Here is an 18,963-nt window from a genome sequence, read left to right on the forward strand (position 1 = left end):
AATGCGATACAACCGTCCGCGCCGCCGATTTCCCGTGAGGGACCGGGGCCCCACTCCGGTGCGATGCATGCAATGATGACTCGGCCAACTGCATAAAGGCCGCTTGAATCCGCGCGGGAGAGTTCCGGTCACTGCATGTGCCGGGCGCCGAAGGAGCAAGTTCCTCCCTTGAATCTCTCAGGCCCCGTACCGCGCGGATGAGGCAGATCTGAAAAGCGGGCCGCTCTGCGGCTCCACCCAAGGTGCAAGCCGACCCTCCGCGGGGGCTCTCGGCGAACCTCTCAGGTTCCGATGACAGATGGGGAGGGATCGTCCTCGTCGTCATGCCCCGGGAGCCACATCCATGAGCACCGCCCCCCGTCTCACCGCCCTCGATGCCCTGCACCGTTCGCTGGGCGCGACCATGACCGACTTCGCGGGCTGGGACATGCCCCTGCGGTACGCCAGCGAGCGCGACGAGCACAACGCGGTGCGTACCAGGGCCGGTCTCTTCGACTTGTCGCACATGGGCGAGATCACCGTCACCGGCCCCGCGGCCGCGGCCTTCCTGAACTTCGCGCTGGTCGGCAACATCGGCACCGTCGCCGTCGGCCGTGCCCGCTACACGATGATCTGCGCCGAGGACGGCGGCATCCTCGACGACCTGATCGTCTACCGCCTGGGTGACATTGAATACATGGTCGTCGCCAACGCCGGGAACGCCCAGATCGTGCTGGACGCGCTGACCGCGCGGGCCGACGGCTTCGACGCCGAGGTGCGCGACGACCGCGACGCGTACGCGCTGCTCGCCGTCCAGGGCCCCGAGTCCCCCGCCATCCTGGCCTCCGTCACCGATGCCGACCTGGACGGTCTGAAGTACTACGCCGGCCTGCCCGGCACGGTCGCCGGTGTCCCCGCGCTGATTGCCCGCACCGGCTACACCGGCGAGGACGGCTTCGAACTGTTCGTCGCCCCCGAGCACGCCGAGCACCTGTGGAAGGCCCTCACCGAGGCGGGCGCCTCCCACGGCCTGATCCCGTGCGGGCTCTCCTGCCGCGACACGCTGCGTCTGGAGGCCGGCATGCCGCTCTACGGGCACGAGCTGACCACCGGGCTGACCCCGTTCGACGCCGGTCTGGGCCGGGTCGTGAAGTTCGAGAAGGAGGGTGACTTCGTCGGCCGCAAGGCCCTTCAGGCCGCCGCCGAGCGCGCCGAGACCGCCCCGCCCCGCAAGCTGGTCGGACTGATCGCCGAGGGCCGCCGGGTGCCGCGCGCCGGCTACCCCGTGGTCGCCGAGGGCCAGGTCATTGGCGAGGTCACCTCGGGCGCCCCGTCGCCCACCCTGGGCAAGCCGATCGCCATCGCGTACGTGGACGCCGCGCACGCCACGCCCGGCACCGCGGGTGTCGGAGTGGACATCCGGGGCAGCCACGAGCCGTACGAGGTCGTGGCGCTGCCGTTCTACAAGCGCCAGAAGTGACGTCCGCGCACCTCAGAAGTGACGCAGTCGCGTCTCACACCGTAAGACCACCGTTCATCAGCACTCCCCCGCGTACAGGAGAATTCAGGTCATGAGCAACCCCCAGCAGCTGCGTTACAGCAAGGAGCACGAGTGGCTGTCGGCCGTCGAGGACGGTGTGGCCACGGTCGGTATCACCGAGTTCGCCGCCAACGCGCTCGGTGATGTCGTCTACGCCCAGCTCCCCGACGTCGGTGACACGGTGACCGCGGGCGAGACCTGTGGTGAGCTGGAGTCGACCAAGTCGGTGAGCGACCTGTACTCGCCGGTGACCGGTGAGATCACCGCCGCGAACCAGGACGTCGTGGACGACCCGTCGCTGGTGAACTCCGCTCCCTTCGAGGGCGGCTGGCTGTTCAAGGTACGCGTGGCGGAGGAGCCGAAGGACCTGCTCTCCGCCGACGAGTACACCGAGTTCTCCGGCAACTGAGACCCAAAGGGACCACCTGATGTCGCTTCTCAACTCCTCCCTCCACGAGCTGGACCCGGACGTCGCCGCCGCTGTCGACGCCGAGCTCCACCGTCAGCAGTCCACCCTCGAAATGATCGCCTCGGAGAATTTCGCTCCGGTCGCGGTCATGGAGGCCCAGGGCTCCGTCCTCACCAACAAGTACGCCGAGGGCTACCCCGGCCGCCGTTACTACGGCGGCTGTGAGCACGTCGACGTCGTCGAGCAGATCGCCATCGACCGCATCAAGGCACTGTTCGGCGCCGAGGCCGCGAACGTCCAGCCGCACTCCGGTGCGCAGGCCAACGCCGCCGCGATGTTCGCGCTGCTGAAGCCCGGCGACACGATCATGGGCCTGAACCTGGCCCACGGCGGTCACCTGACCCACGGCATGAAGATCAACTTCTCCGGCAAGCTCTACAACGTGGTCCCGTACCACGTCGACGACACCGGCGTCGTGGACATGGCCGAGGTCGAGCGTCTGGCCAAGGAGTCCAAGCCGAAGCTGATCGTCGCCGGCTGGTCCGCGTACCCCCGCCAGCTGGACTTCGCCGCCTTCCGCCGCATCGCGGACGAGGTCGGCGCGTACCTGATGGTCGACATGGCACACTTCGCCGGCCTGGTGGCCGCCGGCCTGCACCCCAACCCGGTGCCGCACGCCCATGTCGTCACGACCACCACGCACAAGACCCTCGGCGGTCCGCGCGGTGGCGTCATCCTGTCGACGCAGGAACTCGCCAAGAAGATCAACTCCGCGGTCTTCCCGGGGCAGCAGGGCGGTCCGCTGGAGCACGTGATCGCGGCCAAGGCGGTCTCGTTCAAGGTCGCGGCGACCGAGGAGTTCAAGGAGCGCCAGCAGCGCACCCTGGACGGCGCCCGCATCCTCGCCGAGCGCCTGGTCCAGCCGGACGTCACCGAGGTCGGTGTCTCCGTGCTGTCCGGCGGTACGGACGTCCACCTGGTCCTCGTCGACCTGCGCAACTCCGAGCTGGACGGCCAGCAGGCCGAGGACCGGCTGCACGAGCTGGGGATCACGGTCAACCGGAACGCCATCCCGAACGACCCGCGGCCCCCGATGGTCACCTCGGGTCTGCGGATCGGTACGCCGGCCCTGGCCACCCGCGGATTCCAGGCCGAGGACTTCACCGAGGTCGCGGAGATCATCGCGTCGGCGCTCAAGCCGTCCTACGACGCGGATGCACTGAAGGCCCGCGTCGTCGCGCTGGCCGAGAAGTTCCCGCTGTATCCCGGCCTGAAGTAGTCCGGGTCAGAGGGTGTCCTGAAGTAATCCGGGACACACTTCGTCACGTTTCGGGCGGGGCACCGCGCACACTGGCCAGTGGGCGCGGTGCCCCATCCCTTGTCCCCGCTGCTCTTCGGGCCGACCGGCCCGTACCGCACCACCCGGCAGACAACGGCGTCTACCAACCCTTAGGAGTTCTCCGTGGCCATCTCGGTCTTCGACCTGTTCTCGATCGGCATCGGCCCGTCCAGCTCCCATACGGTCGGTCCGATGCGCGCCGCCCGGATGTTCGCGCGGCGGCTGAAGAACGAGGGCCTCATCGCCCACACCGCCTCCATACGCGCCGAGCTGTACGGCTCGCTCGGTGCGACCGGCCACGGCCACGGCACCCCCAAGGCCGTCCTGCTCGGTCTGGAGGGCGAGTCGCCCCGCAGCGTCGACGTGGAGGCCGCCGACGACCGGGTCGAACGGATCCGTACCACCGGCCGGATCAACCTGCTCGGCATGCACGAGATCGACTTCGACGCCGACGAGCAGCTGATCCTGCACCGCCGCAAGGCGCTTCCCTACCACGCCAACGGCATGACGATCTTCGCCTTCGACCGCGACGGCGCCACGCTGCTGGAGAAGACCTACTACTCGGTCGGCGGCGGCTTTGTGGTCGACGAGGACGCGGTGGGCGAGGACCGGATCGTCCTCGACGACACCGTGCTGAAGCACCCCTTCCGCACCGGCGACGAATTGCTGCGGCTGTCGGAGGACACCGGCCTGTCCATCTCCTCGCTGATGCTGGAGAACGAGAAGGCCTGGCGCACCGAGGACGAGATCCGCTCGGGTCTGCTGGACATCTGGCACGTCATGCAGGCCTGCGTCTCGCGCGGCATGTCCCGCGAGGGCATCCTGCCCGGCGGCCTCAAGGTCCGCCGCCGCGCCGCGACCAGCGCCCGCCAACTGCGCGCCGAGGGCGACCCTTCCCCAAGCTCTCAGCTGCGTTCGAGCGGGGGACACCCCACTACCCATGCAATGGAGTGGATCACCCTCTACGCAATGGCGGTCAACGAGGAGAACGCGGCGGGCGGCCGCGTCGTCACCGCCCCCACCAACGGCGCCGCGGGCATCATCCCGGCCGTGCTGCACTACTACATGAACTTCGCGGCCGGCGGCGCCACCGAGGCGGAGAAGGAGGACAGCGTCGTCCGCTTCCTCCTGGCCGCCGGAGCCATCGGCATGCTCTTCAAGGAGAACGCCTCCATCTCCGGCGCCGAGGTCGGCTGCCAGGGCGAGGTCGGCTCCGCCTGCTCCATGGCCGCGGGCGCCCTCGCCGAGGTCCTCGGCGGCACGCCCGAGCAGGTCGAGAACGCCGCCGAGATCGGCATGGAACACAACCTCGGCCTGACCTGCGACCCGGTCGGCGGTCTCGTCCAGATCCCGTGCATCGAGCGCAACGGCATGGCCGCGGTCAAGGCCGTCACGGCGGCGAAGATGGCGCTGCGCGGCGACGGCAGCCACAAGGTCTCCCTCGACAAGGTCATCAAGACCATGAAGGAGACGGGCGCGGACATGAGCGTGAAGTACAAGGAGACGGCGCGCGGCGGGCTCGCGGTAAACATCATCGAGTGCTAGGCAAATAGGCCCTGACCAGCGTGTTCGTACCTTTCAGCGCCGTCAGGGCCTTCCCTGCTTACGCGGCGGAATGTCCCTGGGACACCCGTCTCGAGTTGACTGTGCAGTTGCCAGCGATGTCAACTGCTGGCGCTGGCGCAGGAGGCCGTTGTGTATCCCCCGCTGACCGCGACGCCGTAGGCGCCGGTGGTGACGTCCCGGGTGAAGGTGACCGTCCTGAAGCCGCCCGTGTAGAAGGCGTATGGCTGGGCACCCTGCACGATCAGGGCGCCGTCGCTGCTCGAGAGCTTTCTACCTGCCGCACCGAAGGTGTCGAAGCCGACCGCGCCGTCGGCGTCCTGGCCGTGGGCGGTCTGCCATTTCTCGGTAGCGGCGTCCGAACACTTCGTCCTCAAGGGCAGCCTGTTGCCTGCCCAGTTCGGCGCGCACCGGATGACTCGCGACTTCGACATCCTCGGCCGCTCGTTCCCGGGCGACAAAACCGAGATCATCCGCAGGATCGCCGGCATAACTGCCACCGAGATCGACGACGGAGTAGCTTTCGATCCCGAGACACTCACGACCGTCCCCATCCGGGAGGAGGACGAGTACCACGGTCTACGCCTGTCCATGGCCACCTCCGGTCCAGCCGCAACACCACATAATCACCCCGAATAACAAGAATTTTGTTAATGTGGCTGCATGGCCACCACCCCCGATCCTGCCCCCGGCGAAGGCCCTATCCGCCCGGTCTCCGTCTCCCTCCACGAAGGCACCATCGCCGCCCTCAAGGCACGCACCGGCAAGCGCAGCATGTCCGCCTACGTCGAAGCCCTCATCCAGCGCCAATTGGAACGGGACCGACTGCGCGAACTCATCGAAGACGCGGAGGCCGAGCACGGCCCGGTGGACCGGGCGGCGGTCGACGCCAAGCGGGCGATCCTGCGCGGTGACACGGCAGGCTCGGCGGACGCCGCGTGAGTGGCACGCTTGTGCTGGACTGCGAGGGCCTGTCCAAGCTCGTACGACGTACTCCCGAGCTCACCGAGTGGCTGGCCGCGGCCGAGGCGGAAGACATCCGTGTCGTCACGAGCTCGGTGACCCTCGTCGAGGCCCGCGATCCCAGGACGAACCAGGCCCGCTTCGACTTCGCCGTCTCCCGCGTCAACATCGTCCCGCCCACCGAAGCCATCGCCCGCCACGCGAGCAAGCTACTCGCCGCAGCCGGCCTGCACGGCCACAAATACCCCCTCGACGCCCTCGTGGCTGCCACCGCACTGGCCTCGCCCCTTCCAGTAACCATCTTGACCTCAGACCCCGAAGATCTCCTGATGCTGAGCGGCCCTGGCGTACGCGTGGTGAAAATCTGACCCGCGCCGCAACTCATGGCCGAGAGATCTGCCCCGGCATAGCACACTTCATCAGTACGCGGGGCGGCAGCGGAGAGTTATCCCAGTCCACGGTCGATTCCCTGTCAATTTCCGTACGCTGGCACCGTTCTGTTCCACGTCGGTTCCGGACCGGGTGGGGCCCGAGGGCTTCGGCATAGTCGGCGAACGTCCGGTCGGTGGCGTCCGGTCACAGGTAGAGCTGTCGTTCGCAGGTGCGGCAGTGGGTCTTGCCGTCGCGCTTCTCGATCTGCCGGTGCTCGCAAGCCTCGGATGTGCTCCCGGTCTTGTTCCTGGCCTTGGCCTTCTTCCTGGTCTCCGTCCCGGCGGGCGCGTTCCTCGCGTGCGACTGAACGCGCACCATGTGGTCGAGTTCCGCGACGCACGGGCCGCACGCGTACAGGTCGCCCGTCGCGCCGGGCGTGTGCACGGAGCCGACCCACAGTACGCGCACGCTCTCGCGACGGCAGTAGAGCCAGCAGTCGCCCGTCACCCACGCGTTGCCATCGTCCGGCTGCGCGACCCGCGGCCACGCATCGCACCATGGACGTTCGACGGCCGGAGCGAAGCTCACACCGCACTCCCGCCCGCCGACGCAAGCTCATCCTGCTCGGCCGTCGGCCGCATGACCGCGTAGTCGCGGAAGTGCCGGTGACAGCGCCGGTGCCGGGTCTCCTGCGTGTGCCTGCGCTGCCACTCCTCGACCGGCGCCGGACGGCTGTACGTACCGGACCGCGCGCCGCACTCGGTTTCGTCGCCGGACACGCAACGGACCTCGTACTCCGGCTCTGCCGTCGCGCCCTGCTCGATGGTGAACGAAACGTAGCGGAAGACGCGCCGGTTCACCGCCCCGCCCCCTTCTCGATGACCGCCGCCATCGCGCGGGCCACGGGCGCGGAGCAGTCACCGAGGGTCACCAGGGCGTATCCGGCGCCGTCGGTGCGCGACACGGGACGGACGTCCAGCGCCGGAAGCTGGATGCCTGCCCGTCGGAGCGCCGCGCCGAGTGCGTCGCGTGCTTCCTCGGCTTCGTTGATCTTCCGCACCGCTCGCCGTTGTGTCGTCATGGGGTTCCGTTCCGTTCGCCCAACATCGGTGTGAGATGTGGGGGCTTGGGCTACTGTGCGTGTTCCGGGCATTACGAGAATGACCCCGGAACAGGCAACGGACACCATCGGCGGGCTGTACTTCCCCGGCCCCGGCGGTAGTTCCACACCTTCCACGGAGGAGCGCGCTATGCCGTCGAGACGGGTGGTCACGGGTCGGAGCCAGCAACCACGTCAGCGGTTCGTCGAGGAGCTGCGGTTACTCCGCTCGCAGAGGGGCCACAGCCTGCGCAAGCTCGGTGAAGTCCTCGGCTGGGACTGGTCGTTGTTCGGCAAAATGGAGAGCGGGGAGACCCTTGGCGGTCCGGAGGTCGTGCAGGCGCTCGACCAGCACTACGGGACACCAGGGCTGCTGCTCACCCTGTGGGAGCTCGCGGTCGGTGATCCGACCCAGTTCCGTGAGCAGTACCGCCGGTACATGACATTGGAGGCCGAGGCGGTGAGCCTGTGGCAGTACTCCGTGAGCGCGCCGCCGGGTCTGCTCCAGACGTGCGGGTACGCGCGCGAGGCGCTCGCGGCGGGTGGCACCAGGGGTGAGGAGCTGAACCAGCAGGTGGAAGCTCGCACAGGGCGGCGGAAGCTGCTGGAGGGGGACGACGCGCCGCCGTTCCGGGTCATCCTCTCCGAGGCCGTGCTGCGCACACAGCTGTGCGACGCCCAGGCATGGCGGGAGCAGGTGGAGTATCTGGCCGAGGCGTCGGACCGCCCGAACATCACCCTTCATGTGCTGCCGTTCAGCGCCGGCCCGCACGGCCTGATGAACACCGAAGTGTGGCTTCTGCGGCTGCCGGACGGGCGTACGGTGGCCTACACCGAGAACGACGTACGGGGTGAACTGATCGAGGAAACAAGCAGAGTCGAGCGTGTGCAGCGCAGATATGATGCGGTGCGTGACCTGGCGCTGCCCCCGGTCAAGTCACGGAAGTTCATCCTGCGGATGTTGGAGGAAGTGCCGTGCGAGCCATCGACCTGAGCACCGTGACATGGCGCAAGAGCAGCTACAGCAACACGGACGGCGGCGCGTGCGTCGAGGTCTCCGACGACTTCCCCGCCGTCGTGCCCGTACGTGACAGCAAGCACCCGGGCGGCCCCGCGCTCATCTTCGAGTCGGCCGCCTGGTCGTCGTTCGTGACCGCCGCCAAGAGCGGGGAGTTCACCGTCTGAGCCGCGCGACAGCCTTCGACCGACCTCGCCAAGCGGCGGGTCCGTTGTCATGTCGGCGTAACCTGACGGACCCGCGAGCCGGTCCGCGCGGCGTTCGCGGTCCGCGGGTGGGGTGGATCCACGAGAGCAGGCACCTGATCAGCCTGGACGAGTACACCGATGGTGTTCTGAACGTGCTGTCCTGTGAGTGGTAACAGAATGGGCCCCTTCGTTCCGAGGAGGTCGTCCGGGACGGCCGTGACGACTATCTGGTGCCTGCCGAGAACGAAGCTCAAATGGTGGAGGTCGCCAAGTATGTCGACGCGCATCTCTGACCGGCCCGACCCGGCGGCGCCGGGTCGGAACCGACCCAATCCGCGCTTCGAGGAAGACATGCAGCTCAAGCGGGTCGCCGGGCCGCCCCGCTACAACCGTTTCGCGAAGGGGCCCGTGCAGTACGTGCGGGTCGCCGACAGCGACGGCGTGGTGATCGGCTATGTCTGGGCCAATGATGAGGGTGACGCCGCAGGCTGGGTGACGCCGCAGGGGCTCGGAGCCGCCGCGATCAACGCCGGTGCCGCGTGGCTGAGGAAGCTGCGGGACGCGAAGGCCCGCTGGATCGCTCCCACCGCCCTGCTCGCCGAGCTGATCCGGGACACCAGTGACATCGAGGGAAGCGGGGTCGTACCCGGCTCTCTGGCCGAGGCCCCGTCGCTCGCCGAACTCAAGGAAACGGCAAGCGGGGGCTGAGGATCCGGACGAGCGAATCGACCGGTGACGTACCGGCTGGACGCAACGATTCACAACGGTGAGACTGGCTGTCCGGTCCATTCGTCGTCAACAACGCGCCCGGTGAGGAACAAGGGCCGGGTCATCGACGCCATGGCGAGGCGCTGTAACCAGGTCCGGGTCTACGGGGAAGTCCTGCTGCCGAAGAAGGGACTGGCACATCAATGAGCAGCGAGCAGCGGCCCAATCCGCGACTGAACGAGAATTTGTTGTTCAACGAGGCGCCCGGCGGGCCGCCGCGCTACCGCTCCCAGTCCCACAAGCCCGTCCAATACCTGACGGTGGCTGACAGGGACGGCGAGGCGATCGGCTTCGTATGGGCGAACGACGAGGACGACGCCGCCGGGTGGCTGGTCCGCAAGGCGGGCGGCGACGAGGCGTTCAACAAGGGTGCGCGGTGGGCCCGGAAGCTCCACGACGCGAAGGCCCGGGGTATCGCCCCGACGGCTGCCCTGGCAGAAATGATCAGGGAATCGGACCCTTCGAAGAGCAGCCATGTCGTACCCGGCTCCCTGACCGAGGCGCCGAACGTCGATGTGGTCAGGAGTCTCGCCGCCGTGAGCCGGCCATGACGTACGAAGACGGATACGGAATGCGCGTTCGCCGGGCTCGCTCGTGCCGCAACCTAAAACACCGGTATCGTCCCTAGCCCAAGTAGCCGTCCACAGACGGCTGTTCGCCATCGGCACCGCTCAGCGGCAGCGCTCTGAGGGCCAGTGCCCACCCCAGCCGCGCCTCGCCCGACTCCGCGGAACGGCCGGTGAGTTCGGCGATTCGGCCGATCCGGTTGAGGACCGTGTTGCGGTGGCAGTAGAGGAGCTCGGCGGCACGCGCCGCCGAGCAGCCGCTGTCGAGCCAGACCCGGAGGGTGCCGAGCAGCGCGTCGCGTTCGGCCGTCGTGTCCAGGACGGCGCCCAGTTGCGTGGTGACGATGCGCTCGGCGATCTCGGGCCGGCCGACGAGGAGGACCTCCGCCAGCCGGTCGTCGAACGCCGCCGCCTCGCCGCTTCCGGCGGGCAGCGTGCGCAATGCCTGCTCGGCCAGCCGCAGGGCCCGGCCCGCCTGGGCGAGCCGGTCGAACTCCGGTGATACGCCCGCGGTGGCACCGGTGCGGTGGCGCAGCAGGTCGAGCAGTACGCCGGACTCCCCCGCCGCCAGCCGCACGATTCCCGCGTACCGGCCCGATCTCGGGCGCCAGAACGACCAGATGCCGTGGTCGTCGAGGACGGGCGCCGGGTTGGGCGGCGCGGCCGGGTCCTGGGCGGCGACGACGATGACGTACCGGTCGTGGACCGGCACGCCGAGCGCGGCGGCGGCCGCCGCGGCGACCGCCGGGTCGTCCCCGCGCCCGTCGAGCAGAGCCTCGAAGAGGGCGACGCGGCGGGTGTCCTGGCGACCCTGCATCTCCAACTGGGTCAGCCGATAGGACTCGGCCATCACGAGCGAGTAGCGGTCGATGGTCTCCCACACGGCGCCCGCCATGTCGAGCTCGGTGTCCCAATCGCCCGCGACCGCGCCGACGGGGTTCTGCCCGTACCCGGCCCCACCGGCCCGTGTCGCCCGCAGGTGCTCCGCCATCATCTGCCACATCACCCGGCCCCCGCGCCGGTAGGCCTGCAGCACGGTGTCCAGCGGTACGTTCTGCTCCGCGCGGCGCCGTCCCGTCTCGCGCGCCGCGTACTCGAAGTCGCCGCCGCTGGCAGGGAGTTCGCCGAAGTCCTCCAGTGCCCGCAGCAGATTTTCGCGGCAGATCCCCCACAGATCGTCCCGGCTGACGGGCGTGCCGGAGGCGTACGTGCTGCTGTGTGCATGGATGTCGGCGACGACCCGACGGGTCAGTTCGTCGATCTGCGGCACCAGAGCGGCGGCCAGGGCGCGGCGCTGCTCACCGTCGGCGCCCCCGCTGCCGCCGCTGCCGCCGCTGCCGTGGTCGTCTCTGCGAGGGGTCCGGGCTCCGGGATTGTCCGCCATGCCGGAAGGTTACGACCTCACCCACGATTGGCAGTGGGAGAAGGAGCGGTGTCTGGGGCCTTCGAATCCAAGGCGGAGGAGGGAGTGATGGCGCATGGGGCCTCCCCTGCTCGAGCGAAGCCGAGAGCTAGGGGAACATCGCGACTGACGACAACGCGGGAGGCGGAGGTCCCAGACGCTGCGACGCCGCTGCCAATCGTGGGTGAGGTCGTTAGGCGGATGCCTTGCCACATGCCTCCCCGAGGGGCTGCTGCCCAGGTGGGCGACGCGCATGGTGGGCATCTGCACATTGTGCGGAGGCGGGCTGACGGCCGATTCTGAGCAGCAGCCGTGTCAACGCCATGTTTCCTGGAGCGTGTCATGTTTCTCAGCGTCGCCGCTGTCCTTGGTGAGTCGGCCCGCAGGTACCCCGACCGCGTCGCCGTGGTCGATTCGGACACGCGGCTCACCTACCGGGAGCTGTGGGCCCGGGCGCTGCGCTGTGCGGGTGCGCTGCGGGTGTCCGGGGTGCGTCCGGGCGACCGGGTGGCGGTACTGCTGCCCAATTCGGCGGACTTTCTGTACGCGTACTACGGGGCGCTCGCCGCCGGGGCGACAGTCGTACCGGTGCATGGGCTGCTGGTGGCCGAGGAGGTGGCGTACGTACTGCGGCACAGCGGCTGTGTCGCGCTGATCAGTGGTGGTCCGATGTGGCCGGTGGCCGAGGAGGGTGCGCGTGCCGCCGGGGTGCGGGCCGTGCGCGGCGTACCGACGGACGGTGCCCCACTGCTCGCGCCGGAGCCCGCGGCGCCGGACGACACCGCGGTGATCCTCTACACGAGTGGCACGACCGGGCGGCCGAAGGGGGCGCTTCTCACCCACCTCAACATCGTGATGAACGCGTCCGTGACCGCCCACGACCTGCTGGGCCTGGGCGTCGACGACGTGGTCCTGGGCTGCCTGCCGCTGTTCCACAGCTACGGGCAGACCTGTGCGATGAACGCGACGCTACGGGCAGGGGCCACGCTCGTCCTCATGTCGCGTTTCAGCGGGGTGGGCGCACTCGAACTGCTGGCCGCCGAGCGCGTGAGTGTCTTCATGGGCGTACCGACGATGTATCACGCGCTCGTCGAGGCGGCGGCCAAGGACGCTACGGCGTGGGACGACACGACGCACCGTCCTGCTCTGCGCGCGGCCGTCTCGGGCGGCGCCGCGCTCCCCGTCGCCGTGCTCGAACGCTTCGAGGCGACCTTTGCGACGCAGGTCCTGGAGGGTTACGGGCTGACCGAGACGTCCCCCGTGGCCACCTTCAACCAGCCGGAGCTCGGCCTGCGCCCGGGTACGGTCGGCCACCCGGTCTGGGGCGTGGAGATCGGCGTCGCGGACGCGGCGGTCGAGGACGCCGTGGTGCTGCTGCCGGACGGGGAGGTCGGCGAGGTCGTGGTGCGCGGCCACAACGTCTTCGCGGGATATCTCGACGATCCGGAGGCGACGGCCGCCGCCGTGGTCGACGGCTGGTTCCGCACCGGGGATCTCGGGACGCGGGACGAGGACGGCTTCCTGAGCATCGTCGACCGGAAGAAGGACCTGGTCATCCGGGGCGGCTTCAATATCTATCCGCGTGAGGTCGAAGAGGTGCTCGTGCGCCATCCGGCGATCTCCGAGGTCGCGGTGATCGGCGTGCCCGACGAGGCGCGCGGCGAGGAGATCTGCGCGGTCGTCGTGCTGCGTGGGGATGCGGGTGCGGTGACGGAGGAGGACGTGATCGCCTGGTCCAGGGACCGGCTCGGGCGGCACAAGTATCCGCGGATCGTACGGTTCACCGAGACGCTGCCGCTCGGCCCGACCGGCAAGGTCCTCAAACGGGCGCTGACGGCCGCCTCTTCCTGATCCGTCCGGTCGACGCCGACGCCGAGACCCCGCCGTCCGTCCGGCTGGTCGACACTCCCTCCACGACCGCACCCTCCGCGATCACGCCGCAGAAGGGCTGAAGCCACCTCATGACTGCCGTACCCCCTCCCATATCCGAGACATCACCGCAGGTCAGCACAGTCCACGGGGTGGTGGGTGGCACGCTGGAGCAGGGCGTCGCCGTCTTCCGCGGTATCCCGTACGCGGCTGCGCCGGTCGGTGCCCGCCGCTTCCGGGCACCGGAGCCGCCCGAACCCTGGGAGGGGGTACGGGAAGCGGTGGCGTTCGGGCCGACCGCGCCTAAACGGCCGTACGCCCCGCCGCTGGACCGACTGCTGCCCGATCCCGACGTGCCGGGCGAAGGCTGCCTCAACCTCAATGTGTGGACGCCGTCCCCGGCCCGTACCGGGCTGCCCGTCCTCGTCTGGATCCACGGCGGTTCACTGCTGCACGGCTCGTCGGCCGTGCAGCTGTACGACGGGGCGGCGTTCGCCCGTGACGGTGTGGTCCTCGTGTCGGTCAACTACCGCCTGGGTATCGAGGGGTTCGGGGTGTTCCCGGACGCGCCCGCCAACCGGGGGCTGCTCGATCAGCTAGCGGCGCTGGCCTGGGTGCGGGACAACATCGCGGCGTTCGGCGGTGATCCGGACCTGGTCACGGTGTGCGGCGAGTCGGCGGGGGCCATCAGTATCGCCGCCCTGCTGGCCGCCCCGCGTGCGAAGGGCCTGTTCCGACGTGCGGTGCTGCAGAGCGGTGCGCCCACCGCGCTCCGGCTGGACGCCGCCGCCCGCCGTACCACGGAGCTGGTCGCCGAGCGGCTGGGGGTCGCGGCGACGGCCGAGGCGCTGGCCGCGGTGGACCCGGCCGAGCTCCTGGCGGCGCAGACCGAGGTGACGGCCGGCGGCTCTCCGCTGACCGGCGGGAATTCCTTCCAGATCGTGGTGGATGGCGATCTGCTGCCCCGCGATCCGCTCGAAGCGCTGCTGGACGGCACCGCGAACGATGTCGATCTGTTGATGGGAACGAACAGTGAGGAGTACCGGCTCTGGTTCGTGCCGAGCGGTCTGACGGAGCGGCTGTCCCGGATCAAGCTGCGGCTGGCCCTGCTGAAGTTCAAGGTGCCGGGCGCCACGGCGCGTACGTACCGCGCGAACCGGCCCGACGCCACTCCGGGTGAGCTGCTCGGGGCGCTGGCCACCGATCTGCTGTTGCGCGTCCCGCTGAACCGGGTGGCCGATGCCCGCGCCGGCGCCTCGGGGAGCACCCATCTCTACGAGTTCGGCTGGCCGTCCCCGGTGCTGCGGCTCGGCGCCTGTCACGCGCTGGAGATCGCCTTCGTCTTCGACACGCTGGACCGGCCCGACGCGGTGGCCCTGGCCGGGGAGGACGCCCCGCAGGAGCTGGCCGACGCGATGCACGCGGCGTGGGTACGGTTCGCCGCCTCCGGTGATCCGGGCTGGCCCGCCTGGGACACGTCCCGCCCGGTGATGGGCTTCGGCCCCGGAGCGCCCGCCGTGGTGCGCGCCCCGCGCGACGAGGAGCTGCGCGGCTGGGCGCCGTACCGGGGGAACACCTGACACCGGCCGGTCCGCCGACAGCGGCGCGGGCGGCGGCCCCCGGCCGTGGGCCGGAGGGCCTCCCGGCCATCAGGCGTTGTTCTGCGCCGCCCAGAACTCGTCGAACGTGAGCAGCCCGTCGCCATTGGCGTCGTGCGAGTTGATGACCGCCTGGGCCACCAGCTCGGTGACGTAGGGGTCGCCGAGCTGAGCCATCACGCTCTTGTACTCGTTTGCCGATATCAGCCCGTCGCCGTTCAGGTCGAACCGCTGGAATGCCTTGCGTGCCGACTCGATGTCCGCCACAGTTCCGCCCCTTCGTAAATGCCTGACCAAATGCCTGACCAGTGTCTGAGTAACGGGGGCCAGATTAACGGGCGCCACGGATGGCGCTCGCGGCGGCCGGTAGTCGATCATGGGCGGGGGGTCCGCCGCCGGGCGGACCGCGGTCGGGACCGGGGAGCGGGACGCTGATGGACGACGCACTGGCAAAGATCCTGGCGGCTGCGGCGCATGGGCGCTTTCCTCCGCCGGACGGGTCCACGACGGTGGTGGGGCAGCCGGGCACCCGGGATGCGGGAGTACTGGCGTTCACCGCGCACTCGGTGGTGTTCACGGACGAGGATCCGCGGTGGGTTCGGGCCGTGCTGGCCGCCACCCCCGGCGACACGCTCGCCGCGAGCATGAATCCGTACTTCCTGAGCGCACTGCTGGACCGCAGCGGCCGGCACATGAACACCATCGATCTGCTGACGGTCGCGGACGCGCTGCCGGGCGAACCGGAGATCGCGCTGCGGGAGATCGAGGACCCGGAGCATCCGCGGGTGGCACGGGCCATGAAGTACCGCGACGAGGTGCGGGTCTGGTCCGCCGACGGCGGTGTGGTAATCCTCGGCCGGGGAGTCGCCGGGCGCTGGGAGACCGCGATCGAGGTGGCCGAGGAAGCGCGTGGCAAACGGCTGGGCGAACAGTTGGCGCGGGCGGCCCGGCATCTGGTGCCGGACTCGGTGGTGTGGGCACAGCAGTCGCCGGGGAACGCCCGCAGTGTGCGGACGTTCCAGGCGGCGGGCTACCGGCCGGTGGGCTCGGAGGCCCTCCTGGTCGCCGGGTGAGCGTTCAGCGGACCGGCTGCGCCACGGCTCACTCGTGGCCGGCGCCGGGCCATCAGCGGAACACGCCGGTGTGGCCGAGCGAGTAGCGGCCCGGCTGCGGGTAGACGGCGAGTCCGTGCGGGCCGCTGCCCACCGGGATCCGGGCGAGCAGTTTGCCGCTGGAGGTGTCGATCGCGTACACCTCGGAGTTGTAACGCCCGCTCAGCCAGAGGACCTTGCCGTCCGTCGAGACCCCGCCCATGTCGGGGCTGCCGCCTTTCGGCAGGTGCCATTTCTTCACCGGTTTGCGCTGTGCGAAGTCGAAGACGGAGATGGAGCCCTCGCCCCGGTTGGAGATGTACATCTCCTTGGAATCGCGGCTGACGTAGAGGCCGTGGGCGCCCTTGCCGGTGGGCAGCAGCTTCGGGGTGGTGAACCTCTTCCCGTCCAGCACCCACACCCCGTTCGCGATCATGTCCGCGATGTAGAACGTGCCGCCGTCGGGTGACAGCTTCACATCCTGCGGCATCGCGCCTTCGAACGGCAGCTTCTGTTGGCCTACGACCTTCATCCGCGCCGTGTCGACCTTGAGGAGTTCGCCGGAGAACTCGCAGGAGACGATGAAGTACCGGCCGTCCATGGAGAAGTCGGCGTGGTTGACGCCCGCACAGCTGACCGGGACGGTCTTGGCCGTCTTCATGGTGTGGGCATCGCGGAAGACCAGTTCGCGGTCCATCGAGGCCATCACCACGGCGTACTTGCCGTCCGGTGTGAAGTAGAGGTTGTACGGATCGGAGACGGGCACGGTGCGGCCCGCCTTCCCGGTGGCCGGATCGATGGCCGTGAGGCTGTCACCGATGTCGTTGTTGACCCACAGTGTCTTCAGGTCCCAGGACGGGACGACGTGCTGCGGCTGGCGGCCGACCTTGATGGTCTCGATGACCTTGTACGTCGCGGGATCGATGACCGACACCGTGTCGGAGTTGGTGTTGGGGACGTACACGCGGGACGGGAAGTCCTTGACGACCGGGGAGAGCTTGCCGGGCCGGTCGGCCGCGTAGACGTCCTTGGCGTCGAGCACCGGCGGCATGCCGGGCAGCTCGGACTTCGCCCGGCCGGACGGTGCGGGCTTCGCGCTGCCGGACGGTACGGCGGCTTCGGTGTTCCCCTTCTCGGCGGGGGTGCCGCAGCCGGTGAGTACCGCCAGCAGGACGCCCCCGAGCAGGGCCGCAGTGTGCTTGGTGGCGCTGTGGCGGCGCACCGGAGTGTCGGAGGCGTTCATGTGCAGACACAGTAGGGGTTAAATGTGCAGAAAGTAACAATTTGGACTTACGGGTGGCGCGAAAGAACCATCCGGCGAAACCCATAAATATTCAAGATTTTCCAGGCAAGTGATCCATCACACCTGCGATTCACCGGAAGAGTGTCGCATTACGACCACTAATGCACTGTTCGCGCCTTTGGCGGTGAGGTCGCCCGTCTGTCATAGTCGGTGACACGACCGCATTGACCCGAGCACGGTCGTCACGAGCGGCCGTGAACACACCCCCCATTTCACGGCCCCCACAGAAGCCCCCGAAGCGCCGCACCACGGCAGACCGGGGGCTTCTGTGCATCCGGGGACGAGCCCGCCGGAGGTCAGCGGTCGCAGGTCCGCATCTCGAACCAGGTGGTCTTGCCCCGCGGCAGCAGATCCGCGCCCCACCGGTCGGAGAGCTTGTCGACGAGGAAGAGCCCCCGACCACTGGTATCCATCTCCTGAACGGGCATCAGGCACGGCAGCCCACGTGAGGGGTCTCGCACCTCGATCCTGATCCAGCCGCGCCGGCGCATCATCCGTAACCCGAAGACCTGGGCGCCGGTGTGCCTTACCGCATTGCCGACGAGCTCCGAGACGAGCAGCACGGCGTATTCGGCGGTCTGCGGGGGGAGCGCCCACTGGCGCAGCACCACACACGAGGTGAGTCTTCGGGCGGTGGCCGCGGACTCCGGTCGGGACGGCAGCCGGACTTCACCCTCCGCCGGGTTTCCGAACAACTCCAGTGCCCTGAACGCCTGTTCGTCCTCAATCGCCGGCATCCAGCGTGCCGCTGTCGCACCGCTGCGCGGTCGCGGCTGTTCCACATCCTCCAGGCCCGCCATGCACACCATCATGGCCGCACGGCGAGCACTCCGGGGCCGTTCCAAAGGAATCCGTACCCCGGAATGCACCATTCCGGGGAAGTGGGTAGGCATATGCCACTGGCAGAATGTGGCTCAACATACCCCTTCTGACCTGCACGGACACCTGGTCCGAGTAAGGTTTCCGGTCTCTTCGGCCGACCGGGCCTCAAGGTTGTCTTGAGGCCCGGTCAGTCCGCCCGGATGGATGAACCCGCGTCACTCCGTGCCCAACCTGCTTTTATTCAGAGGAACTTGGCCTTGCCTGGACCCTCTTCCACAAAGCTGCGCATACCGCGCTCCCGGTCCTCGGTGGCGAACAGACCGGCGAACCAGTTCCGCTCGATCGTGAGCCCGGTGTCGATGTCGGTCTCCAGGCCGGCGTCGACGGATTCCTTGGCGGCACGCAGCGCGAGGGCGGGCCCCTTCGCCAGCTTGGCGGCCCAGGCGTGCGCCTGCTCGTACACCTCGGCGGCGGGCACCACGCGGTCCACCAGACCGATCGTCAGGGCCTCCTCGGCCTTCACATGGCGGCCGGTGAAGATCAGGTCCTTGGCCCGGGAGGGACCGATCAGCCGGGCAAGACGCTGGGTACCACCCGCTCCGGGGATCAGTCCGAGCAGGATCTCGGGCTGGCCCAGCCTGGCGTTGTCGGCGGCGATCCGGAAGTCGGCACAGAGCGCCAGCTCGCAGCCGCCGCCCAGCGCGTAGCCGGTGACTGCGGCGACGACGGGCTTGGGGATCCGGGCCACCGCGGTGAAGGAGTCCTGCAGCGCCTTGGACCGCACGACCATCGCCGTGTGGTCCATCGCCTGCATCTCCTTGATGTCCGCGCCCGCCGCGAACACCTTCTCGCCGCCGTAGAGGACCACGGCACGCACATCGTCGCGCCGGGTCGCCTCCTCGGCGAGTTCACGCAGCCGGTCCTGGGTGGCGACATCCAGGGCGTTCATGGGCGGACGGTCCAGCAGGATCGTGCCGACGCCGTCGCGTACTTCGAGGGTTACGGTCATGGGAGGCAGGTTAACCGGCGCTAACGACGGCGGGCCCGGTGCTGTTGGTCACAGCACCGGGCCCG

23 protein-coding genes and 1 riboswitch are annotated in these 18,963 nt (G+C 69.1%); of the genes, 14 read left to right on the forward strand and 9 right to left on the reverse strand.

What is annotated here, in order from left to right; translation table 11 throughout:
- The first annotated feature begins 104 nt into the window (after nucleotides 1–104).
- Nucleotides 105–202, forward strand: a riboswitch (glycine riboswitch).
- 141 nt (nucleotides 203–343) lie between these two features.
- From gcvT to ABT115_RS19705, 4 genes are all read left to right on the forward strand, one after another.
- Nucleotides 344–1,459, forward strand: coding sequence for a glycine cleavage system aminomethyltransferase GcvT (gcvT, locus tag ABT115_RS19690; RefSeq protein WP_351791219.1), 1,116 nt, complete (start codon nucleotides 344–346; stop codon nucleotides 1,457–1,459).
- Between the two features lie 91 nt (nucleotides 1,460–1,550).
- On the forward strand, nucleotides 1,551–1,928 hold the full coding sequence (gcvH, locus tag ABT115_RS19695) for a glycine cleavage system protein GcvH (RefSeq protein ID WP_351791222.1): 378 nt from the start codon (nucleotides 1,551–1,553) through the stop codon (nucleotides 1,926–1,928).
- 19 nt (nucleotides 1,929–1,947) lie between these two features.
- A complete protein-coding gene (gene glyA / locus ABT115_RS19700; protein ID WP_351791224.1) occupies nucleotides 1,948–3,207 on the forward strand; it encodes a serine hydroxymethyltransferase in 1,260 nt (419 codons plus the stop codon).
- 183 nt (nucleotides 3,208–3,390) lie between these two features.
- Complete coding sequence (locus tag ABT115_RS19705; RefSeq protein ID WP_351791227.1) at nucleotides 3,391–4,812, forward strand: L-serine ammonia-lyase; 1,422 nt, start codon at nucleotides 3,391–3,393, stop codon at nucleotides 4,810–4,812.
- Nucleotides 4,813–4,931: 119 nt separating this feature from the next.
- On the opposite strand, the gene ABT115_RS19710 is transcribed toward ABT115_RS19705, so the two are convergent.
- The gene (locus tag ABT115_RS19710; RefSeq protein ID WP_351791230.1) at nucleotides 4,932–5,207 is read right to left on the reverse strand and encodes a hypothetical protein; all 276 of its coding nucleotides are present in this window, start codon (nucleotides 5,205–5,207) and stop codon (nucleotides 4,932–4,934) included.
- A 10-nt stretch (nucleotides 5,208–5,217) separates the two neighbouring features.
- On the opposite strand from ABT115_RS19710, the gene ABT115_RS19715 reads away from it, so the two are divergent.
- The 3 genes from ABT115_RS19715 to ABT115_RS19725 are packed head-to-tail and all read left to right on the forward strand — an operon-like array spanning nucleotide 5,218 to nucleotide 6,161.
- On the forward strand, nucleotides 5,218–5,469 hold the full coding sequence (locus ABT115_RS19715; RefSeq protein ID WP_351791232.1) for a hypothetical protein: 252 nt from the start codon (nucleotides 5,218–5,220) through the stop codon (nucleotides 5,467–5,469).
- 24 nt (nucleotides 5,470–5,493) lie between these two features.
- Nucleotides 5,494–5,772: a hypothetical protein gene (locus tag ABT115_RS19720; RefSeq protein WP_351791235.1), complete on the forward strand. Its 279-nt coding sequence runs from the start codon at nucleotides 5,494–5,496 to the stop codon at nucleotides 5,770–5,772.
- Nucleotides 5,769–6,161 carry a type II toxin-antitoxin system VapC family toxin gene (locus tag ABT115_RS19725; RefSeq protein ID WP_351791238.1) on the forward strand — a complete coding sequence of 131 codons (393 nt, stop codon included), beginning with the start codon at nucleotides 5,769–5,771 and terminating at the stop codon, nucleotides 6,159–6,161. Before ABT115_RS19720 ends, ABT115_RS19725 begins: the two co-directional genes overlap by 4 nt.
- A 208-nt stretch (nucleotides 6,162–6,369) precedes the next feature.
- Here the strand turns inward: ABT115_RS19725 and ABT115_RS19730 are convergent, their stop codons facing one another.
- The 3 genes from ABT115_RS19730 to ABT115_RS19740 are packed head-to-tail and all read right to left on the reverse strand — an operon-like array spanning nucleotide 6,370 to nucleotide 7,246.
- Nucleotides 6,370–6,753, reverse strand: a complete 384-nt coding sequence (locus ABT115_RS19730; RefSeq protein WP_351791241.1) for a hypothetical protein — start codon at nucleotides 6,751–6,753, stop codon at nucleotides 6,370–6,372.
- Entirely contained in the window at nucleotides 6,750–7,025 is a 276-nt protein-coding gene (locus ABT115_RS19735) for a DUF7848 domain-containing protein (protein ID WP_351791243.1), read from the reverse strand. The genes ABT115_RS19730 and ABT115_RS19735 overlap by 4 nt, the downstream gene beginning before the upstream one ends.
- Nucleotides 7,022–7,246, reverse strand: coding sequence for a hypothetical protein (locus ABT115_RS19740; protein WP_351791246.1), 225 nt, complete (start codon nucleotides 7,244–7,246; stop codon nucleotides 7,022–7,024). Before ABT115_RS19740 ends, ABT115_RS19735 begins: the two co-directional genes overlap by 4 nt.
- A 169-nt stretch (nucleotides 7,247–7,415) precedes the next feature.
- Here ABT115_RS19740 and ABT115_RS19745 point away from each other — a divergent pair, with 169 nt between their 5' ends.
- The 4 genes from ABT115_RS19745 to ABT115_RS19760 all read left to right on the forward strand — a co-directional run bounded on the left by ABT115_RS19745 (nucleotide 7,416) and on the right by ABT115_RS19760 (nucleotide 9,789).
- Nucleotides 7,416–8,258, forward strand: coding sequence for a helix-turn-helix domain-containing protein (locus ABT115_RS19745; protein ID WP_351791248.1), 843 nt, complete (start codon nucleotides 7,416–7,418; stop codon nucleotides 8,256–8,258).
- Nucleotides 8,240–8,449, forward strand: a complete 210-nt coding sequence (locus ABT115_RS19750; protein WP_351791251.1) for a DUF397 domain-containing protein — start codon at nucleotides 8,240–8,242, stop codon at nucleotides 8,447–8,449. Before ABT115_RS19745 ends, ABT115_RS19750 begins: the two co-directional genes overlap by 19 nt.
- Nucleotides 8,450–8,821: 372 nt before the next feature.
- Nucleotides 8,822–9,178, forward strand: a complete 357-nt coding sequence (locus ABT115_RS19755) for a hypothetical protein (protein WP_351791254.1) — start codon at nucleotides 8,822–8,824, stop codon at nucleotides 9,176–9,178.
- 203 nt (nucleotides 9,179–9,381) lie between these two features.
- Complete coding sequence (locus ABT115_RS19760) at nucleotides 9,382–9,789, forward strand: hypothetical protein (protein WP_351791257.1); 408 nt, start codon at nucleotides 9,382–9,384, stop codon at nucleotides 9,787–9,789.
- 73 nt (nucleotides 9,790–9,862) lie between these two features.
- Here ABT115_RS19760 and ABT115_RS19765 read toward each other — a convergent pair whose 3' ends face one another.
- Nucleotides 9,863–11,188, reverse strand: coding sequence for a PucR family transcriptional regulator (locus tag ABT115_RS19765; RefSeq protein ID WP_351791259.1), 1,326 nt, complete (start codon nucleotides 11,186–11,188; stop codon nucleotides 9,863–9,865).
- A gap of 360 nt (nucleotides 11,189–11,548) precedes the next feature.
- Here ABT115_RS19765 and ABT115_RS19770 point away from each other — a divergent pair, with 360 nt between their 5' ends.
- Nucleotides 11,549–13,057: a long-chain-fatty-acid--CoA ligase gene (locus tag ABT115_RS19770; protein WP_351791262.1), complete on the forward strand. Its 1,509-nt coding sequence runs from the start codon at nucleotides 11,549–11,551 to the stop codon at nucleotides 13,055–13,057.
- A 110-nt stretch (nucleotides 13,058–13,167) separates the two neighbouring features.
- The gene (locus ABT115_RS19775; RefSeq protein ID WP_351791265.1) at nucleotides 13,168–14,655 is read left to right on the forward strand and encodes a carboxylesterase/lipase family protein; all 1,488 of its coding nucleotides are present in this window, start codon (nucleotides 13,168–13,170) and stop codon (nucleotides 14,653–14,655) included.
- 69 nt (nucleotides 14,656–14,724) lie between these two features.
- Here ABT115_RS19775 and ABT115_RS19780 read toward each other — a convergent pair whose 3' ends face one another.
- Complete coding sequence (locus ABT115_RS19780) at nucleotides 14,725–14,940, reverse strand: EF-hand domain-containing protein (RefSeq protein ID WP_351791267.1); 216 nt, start codon at nucleotides 14,938–14,940, stop codon at nucleotides 14,725–14,727.
- Nucleotides 14,941–15,107: 167 nt separating this feature from the next.
- Here ABT115_RS19780 and ABT115_RS19785 point away from each other — a divergent pair, with 167 nt between their 5' ends.
- Nucleotides 15,108–15,746, forward strand: coding sequence for a GNAT family N-acetyltransferase (locus ABT115_RS19785; protein ID WP_351791269.1), 639 nt, complete (start codon nucleotides 15,108–15,110; stop codon nucleotides 15,744–15,746).
- Between the two features lie 52 nt (nucleotides 15,747–15,798).
- Here the strand turns inward: ABT115_RS19785 and ABT115_RS19790 are convergent, their stop codons facing one another.
- The 3 genes from ABT115_RS19790 to ABT115_RS19800 all read right to left on the reverse strand — a co-directional run bounded on the left by ABT115_RS19790 (nucleotide 15,799) and on the right by ABT115_RS19800 (nucleotide 18,898).
- Nucleotides 15,799–17,007 carry a YncE family protein gene (locus ABT115_RS19790; protein ID WP_351791271.1) on the reverse strand — a complete coding sequence of 403 codons (1,209 nt, stop codon included), beginning with the start codon at nucleotides 17,005–17,007 and terminating at the stop codon, nucleotides 15,799–15,801.
- Nucleotides 17,008–17,363: 356 nt separating this feature from the next.
- Nucleotides 17,364–17,879 carry an ATP-binding protein gene (locus ABT115_RS19795; protein ID WP_351791274.1) on the reverse strand — a complete coding sequence of 172 codons (516 nt, stop codon included), beginning with the start codon at nucleotides 17,877–17,879 and terminating at the stop codon, nucleotides 17,364–17,366.
- Nucleotides 17,880–18,130: 251 nt separating this feature from the next.
- On the reverse strand, nucleotides 18,131–18,898 hold the full coding sequence (locus ABT115_RS19800) for an enoyl-CoA hydratase/isomerase family protein (RefSeq protein ID WP_351791277.1): 768 nt from the start codon (nucleotides 18,896–18,898) through the stop codon (nucleotides 18,131–18,133).
- Nucleotides 18,899–18,963 lie beyond the last annotated feature (65 nt).

The organism is Streptomyces sp. NPDC001832 (assembly GCF_040297265.1).
Classification (GTDB): Bacteria; Actinomycetota; Actinomycetes; order Streptomycetales; family Streptomycetaceae; genus Streptomyces.

Bases quoted from the DNA above. Each gene is read 5' to 3' on its own strand.
- gcvT (WP_351791219.1), top strand. From the start codon at position 344: ATGAGCACCGCCCCCCGTCTCACCGCCCTCGATGCCCTGCACCGTTCG.
- ABT115_RS19770 (WP_351791262.1), top strand. From the start codon at position 11,549: ATGTTTCTCAGCGTCGCCGCTGTCCTTGGTGAGTCGGCCCGCAGGTAC.
- ABT115_RS19790 (WP_351791271.1), bottom strand. From the start codon at position 17,007: ATGAACGCCTCCGACACTCCGGTGCGCCGCCACAGCGCCACCAAGCAC.
- ABT115_RS19800 (WP_351791277.1), bottom strand. From the start codon at position 18,898: ATGACCGTAACCCTCGAAGTACGCGACGGCGTCGGCACGATCCTGCTG.
- ABT115_RS19755 (WP_351791254.1), top strand. From the start codon at position 8,822: ATGCAGCTCAAGCGGGTCGCCGGGCCGCCCCGCTACAACCGTTTCGCG.
- ABT115_RS19785 (WP_351791269.1), top strand. From the start codon at position 15,108: ATGGACGACGCACTGGCAAAGATCCTGGCGGCTGCGGCGCATGGGCGC.
- ABT115_RS19760 (WP_351791257.1), top strand. From the start codon at position 9,382: ATGAGCAGCGAGCAGCGGCCCAATCCGCGACTGAACGAGAATTTGTTG.
- ABT115_RS19740 (WP_351791246.1), bottom strand. From the start codon at position 7,246: ATGACGACACAACGGCGAGCGGTGCGGAAGATCAACGAAGCCGAGGAA.
- ABT115_RS19795 (WP_351791274.1), bottom strand. From the start codon at position 17,879: ATGATGGTGTGCATGGCGGGCCTGGAGGATGTGGAACAGCCGCGACCG.
- ABT115_RS19720 (WP_351791235.1), top strand. From the start codon at position 5,494: ATGGCCACCACCCCCGATCCTGCCCCCGGCGAAGGCCCTATCCGCCCG.
- ABT115_RS19765 (WP_351791259.1), bottom strand. From the start codon at position 11,188: ATGGCGGACAATCCCGGAGCCCGGACCCCTCGCAGAGACGACCACGGC.
- glyA (WP_351791224.1), top strand. From the start codon at position 1,948: ATGTCGCTTCTCAACTCCTCCCTCCACGAGCTGGACCCGGACGTCGCC.
- gcvH (WP_351791222.1), top strand. From the start codon at position 1,551: ATGAGCAACCCCCAGCAGCTGCGTTACAGCAAGGAGCACGAGTGGCTG.
- ABT115_RS19775 (WP_351791265.1), top strand. From the start codon at position 13,168: ATGACTGCCGTACCCCCTCCCATATCCGAGACATCACCGCAGGTCAGC.
- ABT115_RS19745 (WP_351791248.1), top strand. From the start codon at position 7,416: ATGCCGTCGAGACGGGTGGTCACGGGTCGGAGCCAGCAACCACGTCAG.